Below are 16,249 nucleotides of genomic sequence, written 5' to 3' on the forward strand. Positions count from 1 at the left end.
GCGGGATGGAGCAGTCTGGTAGCTCGTCGGGCTCATAACCCGAAGGTCGTTGGTTCAAATCCAGCTCCCGCTACCAAGTTTCTAAAAAGGCTCACATATAGGTGGGTCTTTTTGCACAGTGGACTACGGTTTTTCTGTGTAACACTAGGGGCGATTACGCCCTTTTTTATTGGCTATCGTGTAGTGTCGATATGAGCCGTATACGGCGTAAAGTTAAAGTGTCATGTTTCACTACTACTATAGTGTGTATGGATCAGGTTTCGGTTGTATAAATAACCGATAAAATCGCGCAAATTGACGAGAGTAAATGAAGCTATCAAATAAAACTCAAGCACTTCAGGACTTAATTGCACCTGCTGTGCAGGCTTGTAACGTAGATCTATGGGGTATTGAATTCAATCCTCAAGGTAAACGCTCCCTATTACGTATTTATATCGATAAAGATATTGATGAGAATGCAGCGCCAGTTTTAGATGAAAATGGTGAACTTGTGCAGGGTCGTGGTATTGGCGTACAGGATTGTGTACGTGTGACTCAACAAGTCGGTGCAATGATGGATGTACACGATCCAATTTCGGGTGAGTATGCGCTTGAAGTGTCCTCTCCTGGTTGGGATCGTCCGTTTTTTGAACTTAAACAAATGCAGGCGTATATTGGACAGCAGGTTGCTTTGCGTCTAATTGCAGCGGTCGAAAACCGCCGTAAGTTTCAAGCAAAATTGATTTCTGTTGATCTTGAGAATGAATACATTCAAGTTGAAGTTGAAAATCAACAAGTGCTTGAAATTGATAGCGGTAATATTGATAAAGCGAATTTGATCTATCAGGATTAAACCAGATTTATTTAAATTTAACGAATAAGAATTTAAAAAGTAGGTGACTTATGGGTCGTGAAATTCTTACCGTTGCAGAGACGGTCAGTAATGAAAAAGGTGTCAGCCGCGAAGCGATTTTTGAAGCGCTTGAGCAGGCACTTGTCGCTGCAACTCGAAAAAAATATTATGACGGCACGCATGCTGAAGAAGCACAATTGCGTGTAGAAATTGATCGCAAAACAGGTGATTACAGAACGTTCCGTCAATGGACAGTCGTTGCTGATGAAGATCATGAAATGCCTGCATGTCAAGATGCCATTTCTGATATGAATCCTGAACAATGGTCAGTTGGTGATGTACGTGAACTAGAAGTACCATCAATTGAGTTTGGTCGTATTGCAGCGCAGATTGCGAAACAAGTGATTGTGCAAAAAATCCGTGAAGCTGAACGTGCTTTAATTGCAGATGCTTACGAAGAAAAAGTTGGTGAGTTAATTTACGGTGAAGTGAAGAAGCAAACCAAAGATGGTTTTATTATTGATCTTGGTGAAAATGCTGAAGCATATTTATCTCGTGAAGATATGATTCCAAAAGAAATGCTTCGTCCAAAACAGCGTATTACAGCAATCCTTTATAATGTAAATCGTGAAGGTCGTGGCGCACAATTGTTGTTGTCTCGTGCTAAACCTGAAATGCTAATTGCATTGATGAAGAAAGAAATTCCAGAAATTTCTGAAGAAATCATTGAAATTAAAGGTGCGGCTCGTCAACCGGGTGTTCGTGCAAAAATTGCTGTGAAGACGAATGACCATCGTATTGATCCAGTCGGTGCGTGTATTGGTATGCGTGGAACGCGTATTCAAGCGGTTCAGTCTGAATTAAACGGTGAACGTATTGATGTTGTAGTTTGGTCTGATGATCCTGCACAGTACATTGCAAGTGCTTTAGAGCCTGCAGATGTGTCGGGTATTGTACTTGACGAAGAAGAACATACAGCGGATATTATTTTTGCAACGAGTGATCAACTTGCACGTGCAATTGGTTCACAAGGTCAAAATGTTCGCCTTGCATCTGAATTGACAGGCTTTAAGCTTAATATGATGCTTGAAGATGAATATCGTGCACGTCAGCAAAATGAGGCACAGCAATATCTTGACATGTTCGTATCTCGTTTAGATATCGAAGAAGATCTTGCAATGGCTTTAGTGGAAATGGGTTTCACTTCTTTAGAAGAGATTGCTTATGTTCCAGCTGAAACATTCGATGAAATTGAACTTGATGCAGAGCTTGTAGAATTATTACAAAGCCGTGCAAAAGAAATTGCTTTGGCGGATGCACTTCAACAGCAAGAAAATATTCAAGAACCGAGCTCAGAACTTCTAGCGATGGAAGGGATTACTTCTGAGATTGCTTATGCATTAGCCGCTCGTGGCGTAATCACTGTTGATGATCTTGCCGACCAAGCAACTGACGATATTTCTGATATCGAAGGTCTTAGTCAAGAAACAGCAGGTCAATTGATTATGAAAGCACGTGAATCATGGTTTAACTAGGAGGTCATACATGACGGATAAGTCAATTCAAGAGTTAGCAGTCAGTGTAGGTCTTCCGGTTGAAAAACTGCTTGATCAGGTTCGCGACGCAGGTCTTCCGCAAAAGAAAGCAGAAGATAAAATTACCACTGAACAGCAAGAAGCATTGGTCAGCCATTTGAAGAAGATTCATGGGCAGGATAATGTAAATGCAGGAAAAATCACGTTGAAACGTACAACTACGAGTACCGCTAAAGTTGCGAGTACTTCAGGTAAAGCCAAAACGATTAATGTTGAAATCCGTAAAAAACATACGTTTACTAAGCCTGATCCTGAACAAATTAAAGCTGAAGCTTTAGCGAAAGCGCAAGCAGAGCCAGCTGTAGAAGCGAAAACTCAAGCTGCTCCAGTGCAGAAAGAAGCTGAAAAAGCTGGAAATTCTGCAAAGGCAAGCCTTGAAAAAATGCGTGCTGCTGCAAAACAGCAAACGGCTGCAAAAGAAACACCTAAAGCAGCAGTTGTTGTAAAGCGTAAATCAAACAACAAACCAATTACTAAAGCGACTGTAAAAGCGATTGAAACGCCTGAACAGAAACGTGCACGTGATGCTGAAGCGGCAAAATTAAAAGCAACTGAAGAAGCAGCACGTAAAAAATCGGCTGAAGAAGCGCAACAGCGTACTCTTGAACAAATGCGTCAAATGGCGACGAAATATTCGTCTGAAGATGCAACTGCAACTATTCGTGTAGTTGATGATTCTCCGTTGGCTGCTGGTCTTGTAGGTCAAGCATACGAAGATTCATTTGCGAAAGAAGATCGTGATATTAAACGCGGTGCGAATACACCAACTGCACGTGCGCCTAAAAAAGGTGGACGTCGTGGTCAAGAAGAGCAAAGCTTTAGCAAGCAACCTAAACGTGGCTTGAAAACAAGTTCTTCAAATAAACATGGTTTTGAAAAACCTGTTAAGAAACAAGTTTACGATGTTGAAATCGGTGAAACGATTGTTGTTGCTGATTTAGCTGCGAAAATGGCGATCAAAGTTCGTGAAGTTATTAAGTCACTTATGAAAATGGGTGAGCTTGTTACTCAGAATCAAGCGATTGATCAAGAAATTGCAGCGCTGATCGTTGAAGAAATGGGTCATAACCCAGTTCTTGTTTCTGATACGCAAGCTGAAGATAACTTGATGGAAGCTGCTGAAGAAGCGCGTGGTGTACAATCTACACGTGCGCCAGTTGTTACGATTATGGGTCACGTTGACCATGGTAAAACATCGCTTCTTGACCGTATTCGTCGTGCGAAAGTTGCACAAGGCGAAGCGGGTGGTATTACACAGCATATTGGTGCATATCACGTTACTACGGACAAAGGTATTATCACTTTCCTAGATACTCCAGGACATGCTGCATTTACTGCAATGCGTTCACGTGGTGCGAAAGCGACTGATATTGTGGTTCTTGTTGTTGCTGCTGATGATGGTGTTATGCCACAAACTGCGGAAGCAATTGACCATGCACGTGCTGCGGGTACGCCAATCATTGTTGCAATCAACAAGATGGATAAAGAATCTGCTGACCCAGATCGCGTATTGAACGAATTGACAACTAAGCAAATCGTACCTGAACAATGGGGTGGTGATGTTCCTGTTGCAATGGTTTCAGCGCATTCGGGTCAAGGTATCGATGAACTTCTAGACCTTATCTCAATTCAAGCTGAATTGTTAGAATTGAAAGCGTCTGAAGAAGGTGCTGCACAAGGTGTTGTTATTGAAGCACGTATTGATAATAGCCGTGGTGCTGTAACGTCAATTCTTGTTCAAAACGGTACATTGAAAGTAGGTGATCTCGTTCTTGCGGGTGCATCTTACGGTCGTGTTCGTGCAATGACAGATGAAAATGGTAAGCGTATTCAATCTGCAGGTCCTTCGATTCCAGTAGAAATCTTAGGTCTTCCAGAAGCGCCTATGGCGGGTGATGAAGTTCTTGTTGTAAGTGATGAGAAAAAAGCACGTGAAGTTGCTGATGCGCGTATGGCACGTGAACGTGAACAACGTCTTGAACGTCAGTCTGCAATGCGTCTTGAAAATATCATGTCATCAATGGGCAAGAAAAATGTTCCTTATGTCAATGTTGTGCTTAAAACTGATGTACGTGGTACTTTGGAAGCGCTTACAGTTGCATTGAATGGTTTGTCTACAGATGAAGTTCGAGTACGTGTGATTGGTTCAGGCGTTGGTGCAATCACTGAGTCTGATGTAACACTTGCTGAATCTTCTGAAGCTGTATTGCTTGGCTTTAATGTTCGTGCAGATAATACTGCGCGTCAAAAAGCTGATGCTGATGGTATTGATATTCGTTATTATTCAATTATTTATCAATTGATTGATGACGTGAAAGCAGCAATGAGCGGTAAGCTTGAACCAGAACATCGTGAAACAATTCTTGGCGTGGCGCAAGTACGTGAAGTATTCCATTCAAGTAAATTTGGTGCAGCAGCAGGCTGTATGGTTCTTGAAGGTGTATTGCATCGTAACAAACCGATTCGCGTATTACGTGATGACGTGGTTGTGTTCCAAGGTGAGCTTGAATCTCTTCGTCGTTATAAAGAAGTGGTTGAAGAAGTTCGTGCAGGCATGGAATGTGGTCTTGCAGTTAAAGGTTATAAAGACATTAAACCACTCGATAAGATCGAAGTGTATGATGTTAAATTGGTTAAACGGAGTCTTTAATGGCGGGTAGTCAACGTCTCAAGCGCATGGCGGATACAGTACAACGTGAGTTGTCTGAGCTCATCCGTCAAGAGCTAAAAGATCCACGCTTAGGTGGTCTTGTAACCATCTCTGCAGTGAAAGTCAGCCCAGACTTAGGTTATGCCGAAGTTTATGTGACCGTAATGGGTCGTGAACTTGGTGATGAACAAAGTGAAGCTGCAAACAAGGAAACACTTGAGGTTTTAAATAAAGCATCAGGTTTCCTGCGTCATGAATTAAGTCGTAATATTAAGACTCGTATAACACCACGTTTGCGATTCCATTACGACAAAACCAATGCATATGGTAACTATATGTTTGGTTTGATTGCTGAAGCAGTGAAGGACTTACCTCCTACTGATGAAGCAAAAAAAGAAGATGAATAAGTTGTATTATGCTTAATAGAAAAGCCACCTTTGGGTGGCTTTTTTGTTTTTTGGGTAATGATATTCTGAGTGTTATGAGGTAGAAATCTTGCTGAAGATAAGCGTAATCTATGGATCAAAAGGAGTTTTTGTCATTAAAGAAAAGATACAATATTTCTCAAAAAACTGTTTAAAATGATTTTATATCAACAAATACAAATAAATAACTGAGGTTTATATAATGAATGCTATAAAAAAAGGTCTTCTTGCACTGACGCTTACAAGTACATTGGTATTTTCAGGTTGTGGTTATAATACTTTACAAGCCAAAGATGAATCAGTGAATGCGGCATGGTCTGAAGTTCAAAACCAATATCAACGTCGTGCCGATCTTGTGCCGAATCTAGTGAATGTTGTAAAGGGTTACGCAACACATGAAGAAAAGGTGCTTACAGAAGTGACTGAAGCACGTGCCAATGTTGCAGGCTTAAAGGTTGATAAAGAAGTTCTAGAAAATCCTGAATTATTTAAAAAGTACCAAGAAGCACAGGCGCAAATGACGAGTGCATTGTCACGGTTACTTGCAGTGACTGAAAATTATCCAGATTTAAAAGCCAATGAACAATTCCGTGATTTACAAGTTCAGCTTGAAGGTACAGAAAACCGAATTAGTACAGCACGGACACGCTATGTTGAAACTGTACAAGATTACAATACTTATGTACGTCAATTCCCGCAGGCAATGACCGCAAAAGTGATTGGAATGAAAACCAAAGAAAACTTCAGTGCCGATAGCACAGCGCAAAAAGCGCCAACAGTGAGCTTTAACTAAGTACTCAATAGTTGAGCTTGAGAGGGTGTATGTCTGATCTGAAAAATGAAATGATCAATAGAAAATCCATGAATATGATATTTTTCATCTTCATAAGTTTTTTGTTTTCTATTTTTATCTCAATTGCACATGCGGAAGTTGCAACAGCAACAGATCAAACAACGGCTGAAGATGCTGTGGTTCTAGGTAAGGTTCTACCGAATCATAACTTACCTATTCCCAATGTAACAGGGCAAAGTCAGCCGACAGCCACAGTAAATACGACTGTACCTGCACAAGAAACAACGCAAACCCAGACATTACCTCAAGTTGCCAATGATATGGCTGCGGGAGAAAATTTTCGACAATTACCTACACTAAATGCTCCAATCATTGATCAGGCAAATATTTTATCTGCGAGTGAAAAACAGCAACTCGAAAATCAAATCCGAAAGATTTATAACCAAGGTAAGGCGCAAATTGGCATTATTATTGTGTCAACGACAGGGCAAGAAAGTATTTTTGATTTTGCGATGCGTGTGGCAGAGCAGTGGAAGCTCGGTTCAGCTAAACAAGATAATGGTTTGCTTATAGCCGTTGCCGTGAATGATCGGCGTATCCACATAGCTACAGGTTATGGGCTTGAAGGAGTATTGCCCGATATTGTTGCCAGTCGAATTATTCGTAATCAAATTACACCTCCATTTAAAAATGGACAATATGGGCAAGGTTTAATTTTAGGCGTAAATGAAATTGAAAATATTTTAAATATGGATCCTGAAACGGCACAAAAAGCTGCCGATGAATTAAAAGAGCGTCAGGCTCAAGCTGTTCATGAACAAGAAGCCAAAGATAAAGCATTAACGAGTGCATTGGTCATTTTGGTGATTGGTGTGTTGGCATCTTCATTTTTAGGTAATCGTTTAAGTGCGGCTGTTGCAGGAGTAACAGGTACGGCAGCAGGTTTGATTTATGGCGCAGGGATCGTCACTAGTTTGATGATGGGTTTTGGTATTTTCTTTTTAATTTTAACCTCAATCGCACAACTTATTTTCCAAATGTTCTTATCAGGTGGTGGTCGAGGAGGGCGTGGTGGTGGCTTTGGTGGCGGAGGAGGTTATAGTGGTGGTGGTGGAGGTTTTGGTGGAGGAGGTGCTTCAGGCTCATGGTAACTAAAACAGATACAACAGAACTTGTTACTGAACCGAATTTACAACAACGTACAGTACCGAGCTTTAAGCGATGGTTGAAACACTTTGTGTATATGCCTGCATCAAAACGCTACTTTAGCAAAGTGGATCAAACTGCGATTGCAGAAGCAGTAAAACAGGCTGAAATGGGTCATGTTGGTGAAATTCAGGTGGTCATAGAAGGGCATATTCCTGCATCATCGGCTTACTATCAAAATACTCGATTGCGGGCACAACAACTCTTTGCTGAAATTGGTGTATGGGATACTGAATATAACAGTGGTGTGTTGTTATATTTAAACTTGTGTGAACAACAGGTTGAAATAGTGATTGACCGTGGGATTCACCAAGCGACAGAAGCGCAAGTTTGGCAAATAATTTGTGATGCGATAACGCTCAAACTAAAAGAAAAGCACTATAGAAAAGCTGTTATTGATGGCGTTTCTGAAATTGGGCAAGTGTTGAATCAATTTTATGATCAGCAGATGAGTGAAAATGAGAACGAGTTAACGGATAGTCCAATTATGTTGAATTAAATCTAATTATTACTGACCAAAAATGTCACTTTTTTACACAAAACTACGAAAGTACACAATTCAGAAAAAAAACCTTGAAAAGCTTAGCTAAAAAACTAGAATAAGGATTGTGTTAAAGGTTGATATGTTTTTACTCTAATATGTTGGCTTTAAAAGAAAATTGCTGAAAAGCGATAAAAATTTATAATTTGGAGAATGTTATGAAATCAGTTCAAAAGGGTTTCACCCTTATCGAGTTAATGATCGTTGTTGCGATTATCGGTATTCTTGCTGCAATTGCGATTCCACAGTACCAAAACTATATTGCCAAGTCACAAGTTAGCCGTGCAATGGCTGAAGCAGGTGCAATTAAAACTGCAGTTGAATCATGCTTAAATGATGGAAATACAGCTATTAATGCTTGTAATTTAGGTGCTACAACATCTAATATTTTAACTTTAACTGTTGCTGGTGCAGCTCCTGTTACAACAGCTGGTGCTAATCTAGGTGCAAATGCTGCAGTTTTAACTGAAACGACACCAATTGTAGCTACTTTTGCTGATAAAGCAGCTGCTACATTAAAGGTAACCCCATCTACTTTAACTTGGGTACGTGATGCTACGGGTTCTTGGCGTTGTCATACAACTGCTGAAGCAAAATATCGTCCATCAGGTTGTTCAGCTTCTTCTTAATTTTACAGTTATTATATAAAAAACACCTCTGTTGAGGTGTTTTTTATTGTTGATTATTTATGCTATATTTATTACTTGCTTTACCTGGTCTAATACTTGTGATTTATACACAGGATACAACGACTTTTTTATTGAGCTTATATATTCTTGTATATTTATACGCATTATTAAAAACTACTAAATATAATTTTGTTTTATTGCCATTTCTACTTATTGTTCCATTAAATTTGTATTATATTTTTTTATTTAAATCTGTATTAAGTGAGCAAATTTTAAGTATTGTTTTAGAAACAAATGTGCAGGAAGGATGGCATTTTATTGGGGCTAGAATATATTTATATATTAGTATATTTTTTTTATGGGTAATTTTTTGTTTATACTTTTGTTATAAAAATTTTAAACAACCGAAAGTTTGGCAACATCGTAGTCGTTATTGGATTTTGGCTGTGGGATTTATTCATTTTTCATTTATGTTTTTTTTACAACAACAAATCAGTCAGCAAATTGATCAAGCAACTGAAGCTCAAGAAAATTTTTTAGTTAGAGAAAAAAATGGATTTTTACAAGATCTTAAACAAACCTATCCCTTAGGTTTAATTATTTCAATATATGATTTATGGATTGAGCAACAAAAAATTCAGCAAGCATTTCAACACAATCAAAAATTCAAATTTAATGCACAACAAATAAAAAATCCAACACAAAAAGAGGTATATATTTTAGTTATTGGTGAAACGAGTCGTCGTTCAAATTGGCAATTGAATGGGTATGTACGAGGTACTAATCCACAATTAAGCCAACAAAGACATTTGGTCAATTTTCCAAATTTTTTGGCAATTTCTACAGAAACAAGAACTTCTATACCTGTCATGTTAACGCGTAAGCCTGCGCAACAAGTTTATCAATTTAATTTTAATGAAAAATCTATTCTGTCCGCTTTTAAAGAAGCGGGCTTTAAAACATATTGGTTGTCGATGCAACAGCAATTTGGAGCTTTTGATACCAGTACTTCTGTGTATGCCAAAGAAGCTGAATATATGCAGTTTCTCAATCATACAGATTATAAAAATTCTGGTGGATTAGATACGGTGTTACTACCAGAACTTACACGTATTATTCAAAATGATGAAAATAAGCAATTTATTGTATTGCATACCTTAGGCAGTCATTATAATTATGCACATCGTTATTCAAAAGAATTTAATCATTTTAGACCTTCTTTAACCGATATTTCAGGTTATAGCTTACAGGATATAAAATATAAACAAGAATTATTAAATAGTTATGATAATAGTATATTGTTTACAGATCAGATGTTAAATGGTGTGATTGAAGCCCTAAAAAAGCAAAATATTGTGGCATTTATGTTATATAGTTCGGATCACGGTGAAGATTTATTTGATCAAAATTGTGAACAAAGTGGTCATGGTTTAAGAACAGTAAATAATTTAGAAATATCTGGTTTTGCTTGGTATTCGGATAAATATGCACAAATTAATCCTAAAAAAATAGCCCAATTGCATCACAATGCATCGAATCGACTGAATCAAAAAATTATTTTTCCAACTTTGTTGGATGCAGCAGATATCTATCTTCCAAAAGATCCATTAGATAAAAGTATGCTCAAAAAATTGGATGTTTATCCACGGTTCGTATTGGGTGGAATAAATTATGATACAGCACTAAAGGAAGGGAAATGTCAAGAAATTCGTTAAAAAATATGTTAGCCAACTTGGTTGCATTATTTTTTATTTCAGGTTTTAGTGCGCTGATTTACCAAGTGTCTTGGCAACGTTTATTGTTTACAGGTTTTGGCGTTGATTTAACTTCTATTACTGTCATTATTTCAATATTTATGTTGGGACTAGGAATCGGTGCATTTTTTGGTGGACGGATTGCAGATCGTTTTCCCAAAAAAATTATACTATTATTTTGTTGTATTGAGTTATTGATTGGTATATTTGGTTTTATGAGTTATTCGGCCATACATTGGTTACAAGAAATCATGATTCATAGCTCAATGTTCATCATGATTTTTGGGGTGTTTTTATTATTGCTTATTCCAACATTTTTAATGGGCAGTACGTTACCTTTGTTGACAGCATTTTTTAATCATCATATTAGTAATATTGGTGAGTCTATTGGTCAACTTTATTTTTATAATACGTTAGGTGCGGCTATGGGCGCATTATCAACTGGTTTTATACTGTTTAATTTTTTAACCCTTTCTCAAACATTAATGTTGGCAGCTAGTTTCAATATTTTAATTTCACTCAGTATTTTTATACTCTATGGTAGAAAATAAAATGAATAGAAATACAATGATTTATGCTGTTTCATTTTTTAGTGGTTTTTTGAGTCTGGCACAAGAAATTATATGGATGCGTCTTATTTCTTTTGTTGGCATGTCTGTACCACAAACATTTTCTTATACTTTGGCATTATTTTTGATAGGAATTGCATCTGGTGCTCATATTGGGAAAAAAATATGTCAAAAAAATAAGAATATTAAAATTGATTTCTTAGGTCAAATATTTATATTTGCAGCAATAGTTGATTTGCTTTTATTGGGTGGGATTTATTTATTTTCTCAATTTTTAGATTTATCTATTTTAATTTTAGGTATTTGTGTTTTTTGCTGTGCTGTGGTTCGGGGGATTGTATTTCCTGTGGTACATCATGTCGGAACACATGCAGTGAAAACTGGAGCACAAATTTCTAATGTTTATTTTTGCAATGTATTTGGAAGTGCTTTAGCCCCATTATTGATTAGTTTTATTGCACTTAGTTTTTTAAATAGTCAACAAACTTATTTATTGGTTTGTTTAATCACTTGTAGTATAGGTATTATCTGCATTAACTTACGCAAATATCAATATTTAGCAACAGTATTATTAGGATTTATAATTTTTCTGATGTTTCAACCAGAGCGAATTTTTCATGAACTTTCTAAAAATAGTTATTTGCCTAATTTATACCCAAGTGAGATTTTAGAAAATAAGCATGGAATTATTCAAATTTATGATGATCAAATCGTGTTTGGTGCCAATGTTTATGATGGAAAATTTAATACCAATATTTTTCATAATACCAATGGTATTGATCGAGCATATTTATTAACCGCCTTACAACCGAAAGCCGAGCACATTTTAGTGATTGGTTTGAGTACAGGATCTTGGGCAAAGGTCTTAAGTTATTTACCACATGCTAAAAAAATAACCATTATTGAAATCAATCCTGCATATATTAGTATGATTAAAAAGAACCCGACGGTACAAGATTTACTAAAAGATGACAGAGTTGAAATTATTGTTGATGATGGTCGTAAATGGTTGAAAAAATCTGAGCAAAAAAATTTTGATATTATTTTAATCAATACTACATGGCATTGGCGGGCTTATGGATCATCATTATTGAGTCAGGATTTTTTAAAAATCATTAAAAATAAATTAGATGATAACGGAGTATTTTTATACAATACGACACAATCTATAGACGCTTATGAAACGGCAAATAGTATTTTTCCAGAGGTTTATAAATATAAATTTATGGTTTTGGCTTTATTTAAACCATTAGATTTTAAGGAAAGTAAAATATCTAAAAACTTATGTCAATTAAAAAACCATGTAAATAAGCAAATGGTTTTTAAGAATAATTTGGAATGTGATGCGGCTGCAAAAATTATAATACAGCAAGATTTGGTTAACTATAATCAATTAGATTTATCTAAAGTTACAACTAGAAAGCCCGAAATTATTACTGATAATAATATGATTGTTGAGTATAAATATGGGAAAGGATTATGATAGAAAAATATTATAATTAGTTATTAATTAGGTTTGTAGGTAGAAACATTAGAGCTCTAAATGAAATTAATTTTTTTATTTATAGATAAAAGATAAATTGCACTTATTGCATTGATTATTCTAAGTCTTGTATTTGTTGTTTTATATCTTATTTAATGCTAACTGCTATATTGTCAAATATAAATTTTGAGCTATAAATAAGAAACTAAAATTTTTCGCTTGTGAAAATGGAGCATTTTCAATAATTTTTTGAAATGCTAGAATAATCGAGTGATATCCCATATTTTTTAATTTGAATTGAGCTAGCTGTCCTGTTTGTTATTTAAGTAGTATCTAATCATCCTATGTGGTACAAGCAATAATAAAAGTCAGACATATTTTTGATTTATATGCACTTTTTTTGTAGTGTTTCATGACTTTTTCATGTAGGTCTTAGAGTGATTTTTTTGGTATATGATAGCATTCCAGGGTTTTATCTAGTGTATCTTAAATAGCTTGCTATAAGGATTCGCAAAAAGTACAAGTAATTTTACAGCAAAATCAAATTGCTACAGCGTGAAAGATTGTAAGAGTAACAGGATTTGATTGTATTATTTTGTGAACTTAAATATTGGTAAATTTTTAAAAGTTATAAATTTAAGACTTCGGAAGAATGAGAATGGTAAGTCTTATTAAAATTTAAAAGCCTTTGTAAAGTAAGATTAAATGACAATTAATAGCACTATTTAACGTTTTTTGTGATGGGTATTGTTTTATATTCTTTTATAGTCCAATTTGTATATGATTATTCCAATAAGGGACTTTTATAAAAATTGGAAATTATTATGAGGCAAAACTTGGGCTTTACGCTGATTGAGTTAATGATCGTTGTTGCAATTATTGGTGTTATTAGTGCTATAGCAATTCCTATTTATCAAAATTATATTGCTAAATCTCAGATTATATCGGCAGTTTCCGAATTAAATGGTGCTCGTTCTCAATACGAATTAATAGTAAATGATGGTTCTGCTTCAAATACATCTGATTTTACAGTGGCGAATATGTTTTTCTCCACTTCGTCAAATTTTTGTAATTATGCTGTTAAGGCTCCAGTAGCAGGTATAGCTAATCCTGCACTTGAATGTAAGTTAAAAAATGTTTTTACAAGTATTGTTGGGGAGTCTATATATTTAAATAGAGATAAAAATGGTACATGGTCTTGTAGCACGACAGCAGGTATTGATCAAAAATATAAGCCTGTTTATTGCATATAAAGATTGATTTCTTGTTTTAATAATCTAAGTCTCTTAAAAACTGCATGTATAATACTCGCAGTTTTTTTATTCCGCATCCCCAATGAAAGCCTACTTCTATACGCTCTCGGTTGCCCTGTTTGTTACAGCCTGCTTATTGCCGTTTCATAAAACCCCTTGGACAACATTTGGTAGTGAAATGCTGACTTTTTTGTCGGCTTTTACACTAGTTTTAGCAACGTTTTACAAAGAAAAATTTAGTATTGCAAAACCACAATGGTTGCTTGCACTATTTTTAACGATACCAACAATACAACTACTCACAGGGCAGATTCTATATTTTAGTAATGCACTACTTTGTACTGCATATATCTTATTTTTCTGGGTCATGATCGTGACTGGCTATAACCTTGCACCGCAGCAAGGACGAGTCAAAGTTTTTAAACTTTTTAGTAGTGTGGTTATCATCATTGGGTTGCTTTCATGTGTAATTGCAATTTTACAGTGGTTACAACTGAATACAGCATTTTATCCGTATATGAATATCTTAAAGGGTAATCGTCCATACGCTAATTTTGCCCAACCGAATAATCTAGCAACATTTTTAACCATAGGATTGTTTGGAGTATTGTATTTTTATGAAAAACGCATTGCTCCAAGTCTTGTACTTGTCCCAATGGCTTTGATTTTTATCTTAACGATTGCACTAACTCAGTCTAGAACAGCTTGGGTGGTATGCTTATTTACACTTGGTTATTTAGCGATTAAACAATTTGGGCAGGCAAAGCGATTTGGATTTCTTAAATTGCTTACTTGGGTTGGTCTTTTCATCGGAATTATTTTTGTTTTACCATCATTAAATCAATTGATTGAAAGTATTTCACCTGCTCAGGTGACTGAAACAGTGTCTGTTGTAGAGAGAGCATCTTCTGGTTATTTACGTTTAGATATGTGGAATCAGGCTTTAGTTGCGATTACACAGCATCCTTGGGTGGGCTATGGTTGGAATCAGACAGGAATGGCGCAAATTGCAGCATTCGATTTGTATCCATCCCATGAGTGGTATAAGAGCGCACATAACATTGTTTTAGATTTACTCATTTGGAATGGTATTCCATTGGGTGGTCTAATCTTACTGTATTTTACAGGATGGTTATATTGGCTGAATAAGGGCGTGCGTGATATTGAGTCAATTGTTGCAACGCTTATGGTCTGCGCTATTCTTATTCATGCAATGTTGGAATACCCAATTCACTATGCTTATTTTTTACTGCCTATGGGATTTTTACTCGGTTTTATCCAATCACAATATAAAGATTTACCTGAATTTAATTTAAAGCCTGCCATTGTGTATGGATTTACAATTCTGAGTTTGGTTGTCTGTGCAATGGTTTATCGTGATTATGGCTTGTATAAACAGCAAAGTGTTTTGGTCAATAAAAAGCAACCTTTGACTGTGGAACAGCAACAGGTTCTTGATCAAAAGCTTTGGGTGTTGACGCAGTTTAATGATCGTATTTGGTGGATTGGTTTAAATTCTGCAACGAAATTAAGTGAGTCTGAACTAGAGCATATCCGTTTAATGGTTGCGAACTTAGCTTCTCGTTATGATATTGAAAAATATGCTCAAGTCTTAGCGTATAACGGTAAAGTCAAAGAGGCTCAACATCAATTGTGGATTCTCAAAACGTTGCATGGGCTTGATAAAAAGTATGAAGATTTACTGCCAAGCTCGACTGTGAAATAAGTTATTGTACGCCTTGATATAAAAAATCCCCAATTTTTTGGGGATTTTTTATATTTGGCAATCGAAAATTACATTTGGCTTTGAATGTAATTTTCAATGCTAACTGACTCAATCAGATCAAGCTGAGTGGTGAGCCAATCCCAATATTCTTCTTCTTTCTCTAGAATTTCCTGAATCAAATCACGCGTAACGTAATCTAAACTTTTTTCAGCTAAATCAACAGTAATTTTGAGGGCTTCAATATTTTCTTTAACTTTACGTATATCGCAGGTAAGTACTTCGGCAGTATGTTGCCCAATATATAATTTACCCAAATGCTGTAAATTTGGTAATCCTTCAAGAAATAAAATACGCTCAATAATTTTATCTGCATGTTTCATTTGACGAATTGATTCTTTATATTCAGCAGAACCCAATTGCTCAATACCCCAATCATTAAACATACGTGAATGTAAAAAATATTGGTTAATGGCTGTGAGGTGATGATAAAGCACTTGATTGAGTTGTTGAATGACATCGCGATTGCCTTTCATGGTCAAAGCTCCTTTCGAATTATATTGAGCCTTAAAAATTAAGGCGGATCTTGAGCTTATATTAGCGTGCTTTGCATAGGCTTAGAAGTGATTTATAGAACGGCAAATGAAAATCGCAATCAAACGCATAAAAGACTGTAATCAATTAAAATAGAAAGTGTGTGTTCAGATAAAAATAACCCGCTCTGAGTCGGAGCGGGGGAGGAAGATGATCCGTGGATCATAGAAAACTTAAATTATTATTGGTTATAGTTAAAATT

The 16,249-nt window shown here is 36.0% G+C and carries 14 protein-coding genes; 13 read left to right on the forward strand and 1 reads right to left on the reverse strand.

Going from position 1 to position 16,249, the window contains the following annotated elements; genetic code table 11:
- Window positions 1-307 precede the first annotated feature (307 nt).
- The 13 genes from rimP to ACK2M2_RS09100 all read left to right on the forward strand — a co-directional run bounded on the left by rimP (window position 308) and on the right by ACK2M2_RS09100 (window position 15,456).
- The gene (gene rimP / locus ACK2M2_RS09040) at window positions 308-832 is read left to right on the forward strand and encodes a ribosome maturation factor RimP (RefSeq protein ID WP_409511940.1); all 525 of its coding nucleotides are present in this window, start codon (window positions 308-310) and stop codon (window positions 830-832) included.
- 50 nt (window positions 833-882) lie between these two features.
- The gene (gene nusA / locus ACK2M2_RS09045) at window positions 883-2,367 is read left to right on the forward strand and encodes a transcription termination factor NusA (protein WP_419347661.1); all 1,485 of its coding nucleotides are present in this window, start codon (window positions 883-885) and stop codon (window positions 2,365-2,367) included.
- Window positions 2,368-2,377: 10 nt separating this feature from the next.
- Complete coding sequence (gene infB / locus ACK2M2_RS09050; RefSeq protein WP_409511942.1) at window positions 2,378-5,077, forward strand: translation initiation factor IF-2; 2,700 nt, start codon at window positions 2,378-2,380, stop codon at window positions 5,075-5,077.
- Window positions 5,077-5,484: a ribosome-binding factor A gene (locus ACK2M2_RS09055; protein ID WP_419347664.1), complete on the forward strand. Its 408-nt coding sequence runs from the start codon at window positions 5,077-5,079 to the stop codon at window positions 5,482-5,484. Before infB ends, ACK2M2_RS09055 begins: the two co-directional genes overlap by 1 nt.
- A 220-nt stretch (window positions 5,485-5,704) precedes the next feature.
- Window positions 5,705-6,295 (forward strand): LemA family protein, encoded by a 591-nt coding sequence (locus ACK2M2_RS09060; protein ID WP_409511944.1) that lies wholly within the window; start codon window positions 5,705-5,707, stop codon window positions 6,293-6,295.
- Between the two features lie 68 nt (window positions 6,296-6,363).
- On the forward strand, window positions 6,364-7,446 hold the full coding sequence (locus ACK2M2_RS09065) for a TPM domain-containing protein (RefSeq protein ID WP_419347668.1): 1,083 nt from the start codon (window positions 6,364-6,366) through the stop codon (window positions 7,444-7,446).
- Window positions 7,440-8,000, forward strand: a complete 561-nt coding sequence (locus ACK2M2_RS09070; RefSeq protein WP_419347670.1) for a TPM domain-containing protein — start codon at window positions 7,440-7,442, stop codon at window positions 7,998-8,000. Before ACK2M2_RS09065 ends, ACK2M2_RS09070 begins: the two co-directional genes overlap by 7 nt.
- Before the next feature lie 200 nt (window positions 8,001-8,200).
- Window positions 8,201-8,671 (forward strand): pilin, encoded by a 471-nt coding sequence (locus ACK2M2_RS09075; protein ID WP_419347673.1) that lies wholly within the window; start codon window positions 8,201-8,203, stop codon window positions 8,669-8,671.
- A 59-nt stretch (window positions 8,672-8,730) separates the two neighbouring features.
- Window positions 8,731-10,386, forward strand: coding sequence for a phosphoethanolamine transferase (locus ACK2M2_RS09080; protein ID WP_419347675.1), 1,656 nt, complete (start codon window positions 8,731-8,733; stop codon window positions 10,384-10,386).
- Window positions 10,368-10,976, forward strand: a complete 609-nt coding sequence (locus ACK2M2_RS09085) for a fused MFS/spermidine synthase (RefSeq protein WP_419347678.1) — start codon at window positions 10,368-10,370, stop codon at window positions 10,974-10,976. The genes ACK2M2_RS09080 and ACK2M2_RS09085 overlap by 19 nt, the downstream gene beginning before the upstream one ends.
- Before the next feature lies 1 nt (window position 10,977).
- Window positions 10,978-12,477 (forward strand): fused MFS/spermidine synthase, encoded by a 1,500-nt coding sequence (locus ACK2M2_RS09090; RefSeq protein WP_419347680.1) that lies wholly within the window; start codon window positions 10,978-10,980, stop codon window positions 12,475-12,477.
- 824 nt (window positions 12,478-13,301) lie between these two features.
- Window positions 13,302-13,730, forward strand: a complete 429-nt coding sequence (locus ACK2M2_RS09095) for a pilin (protein ID WP_419347682.1) — start codon at window positions 13,302-13,304, stop codon at window positions 13,728-13,730.
- Between the two features lie 82 nt (window positions 13,731-13,812).
- Window positions 13,813-15,456 (forward strand): Wzy polymerase domain-containing protein, encoded by a 1,644-nt coding sequence (locus tag ACK2M2_RS09100; RefSeq protein WP_419347684.1) that lies wholly within the window; start codon window positions 13,813-13,815, stop codon window positions 15,454-15,456.
- 68 nt (window positions 15,457-15,524) lie between these two features.
- Here the strand turns inward: ACK2M2_RS09100 and bfr are convergent, their stop codons facing one another.
- Window positions 15,525-15,989, reverse strand: coding sequence for a heteropolymeric bacterioferritin subunit Bfr (gene bfr / locus ACK2M2_RS09105; RefSeq protein WP_419347687.1), 465 nt, complete (start codon window positions 15,987-15,989; stop codon window positions 15,525-15,527).
- Window positions 15,990-16,249 lie beyond the last annotated feature (260 nt).

Origin of the sequence: Acinetobacter sp. TY1 (assembly GCF_048551395.1) — a bacterium.
Lineage (GTDB): Bacteria > Pseudomonadota > Gammaproteobacteria > Pseudomonadales > Moraxellaceae > Acinetobacter.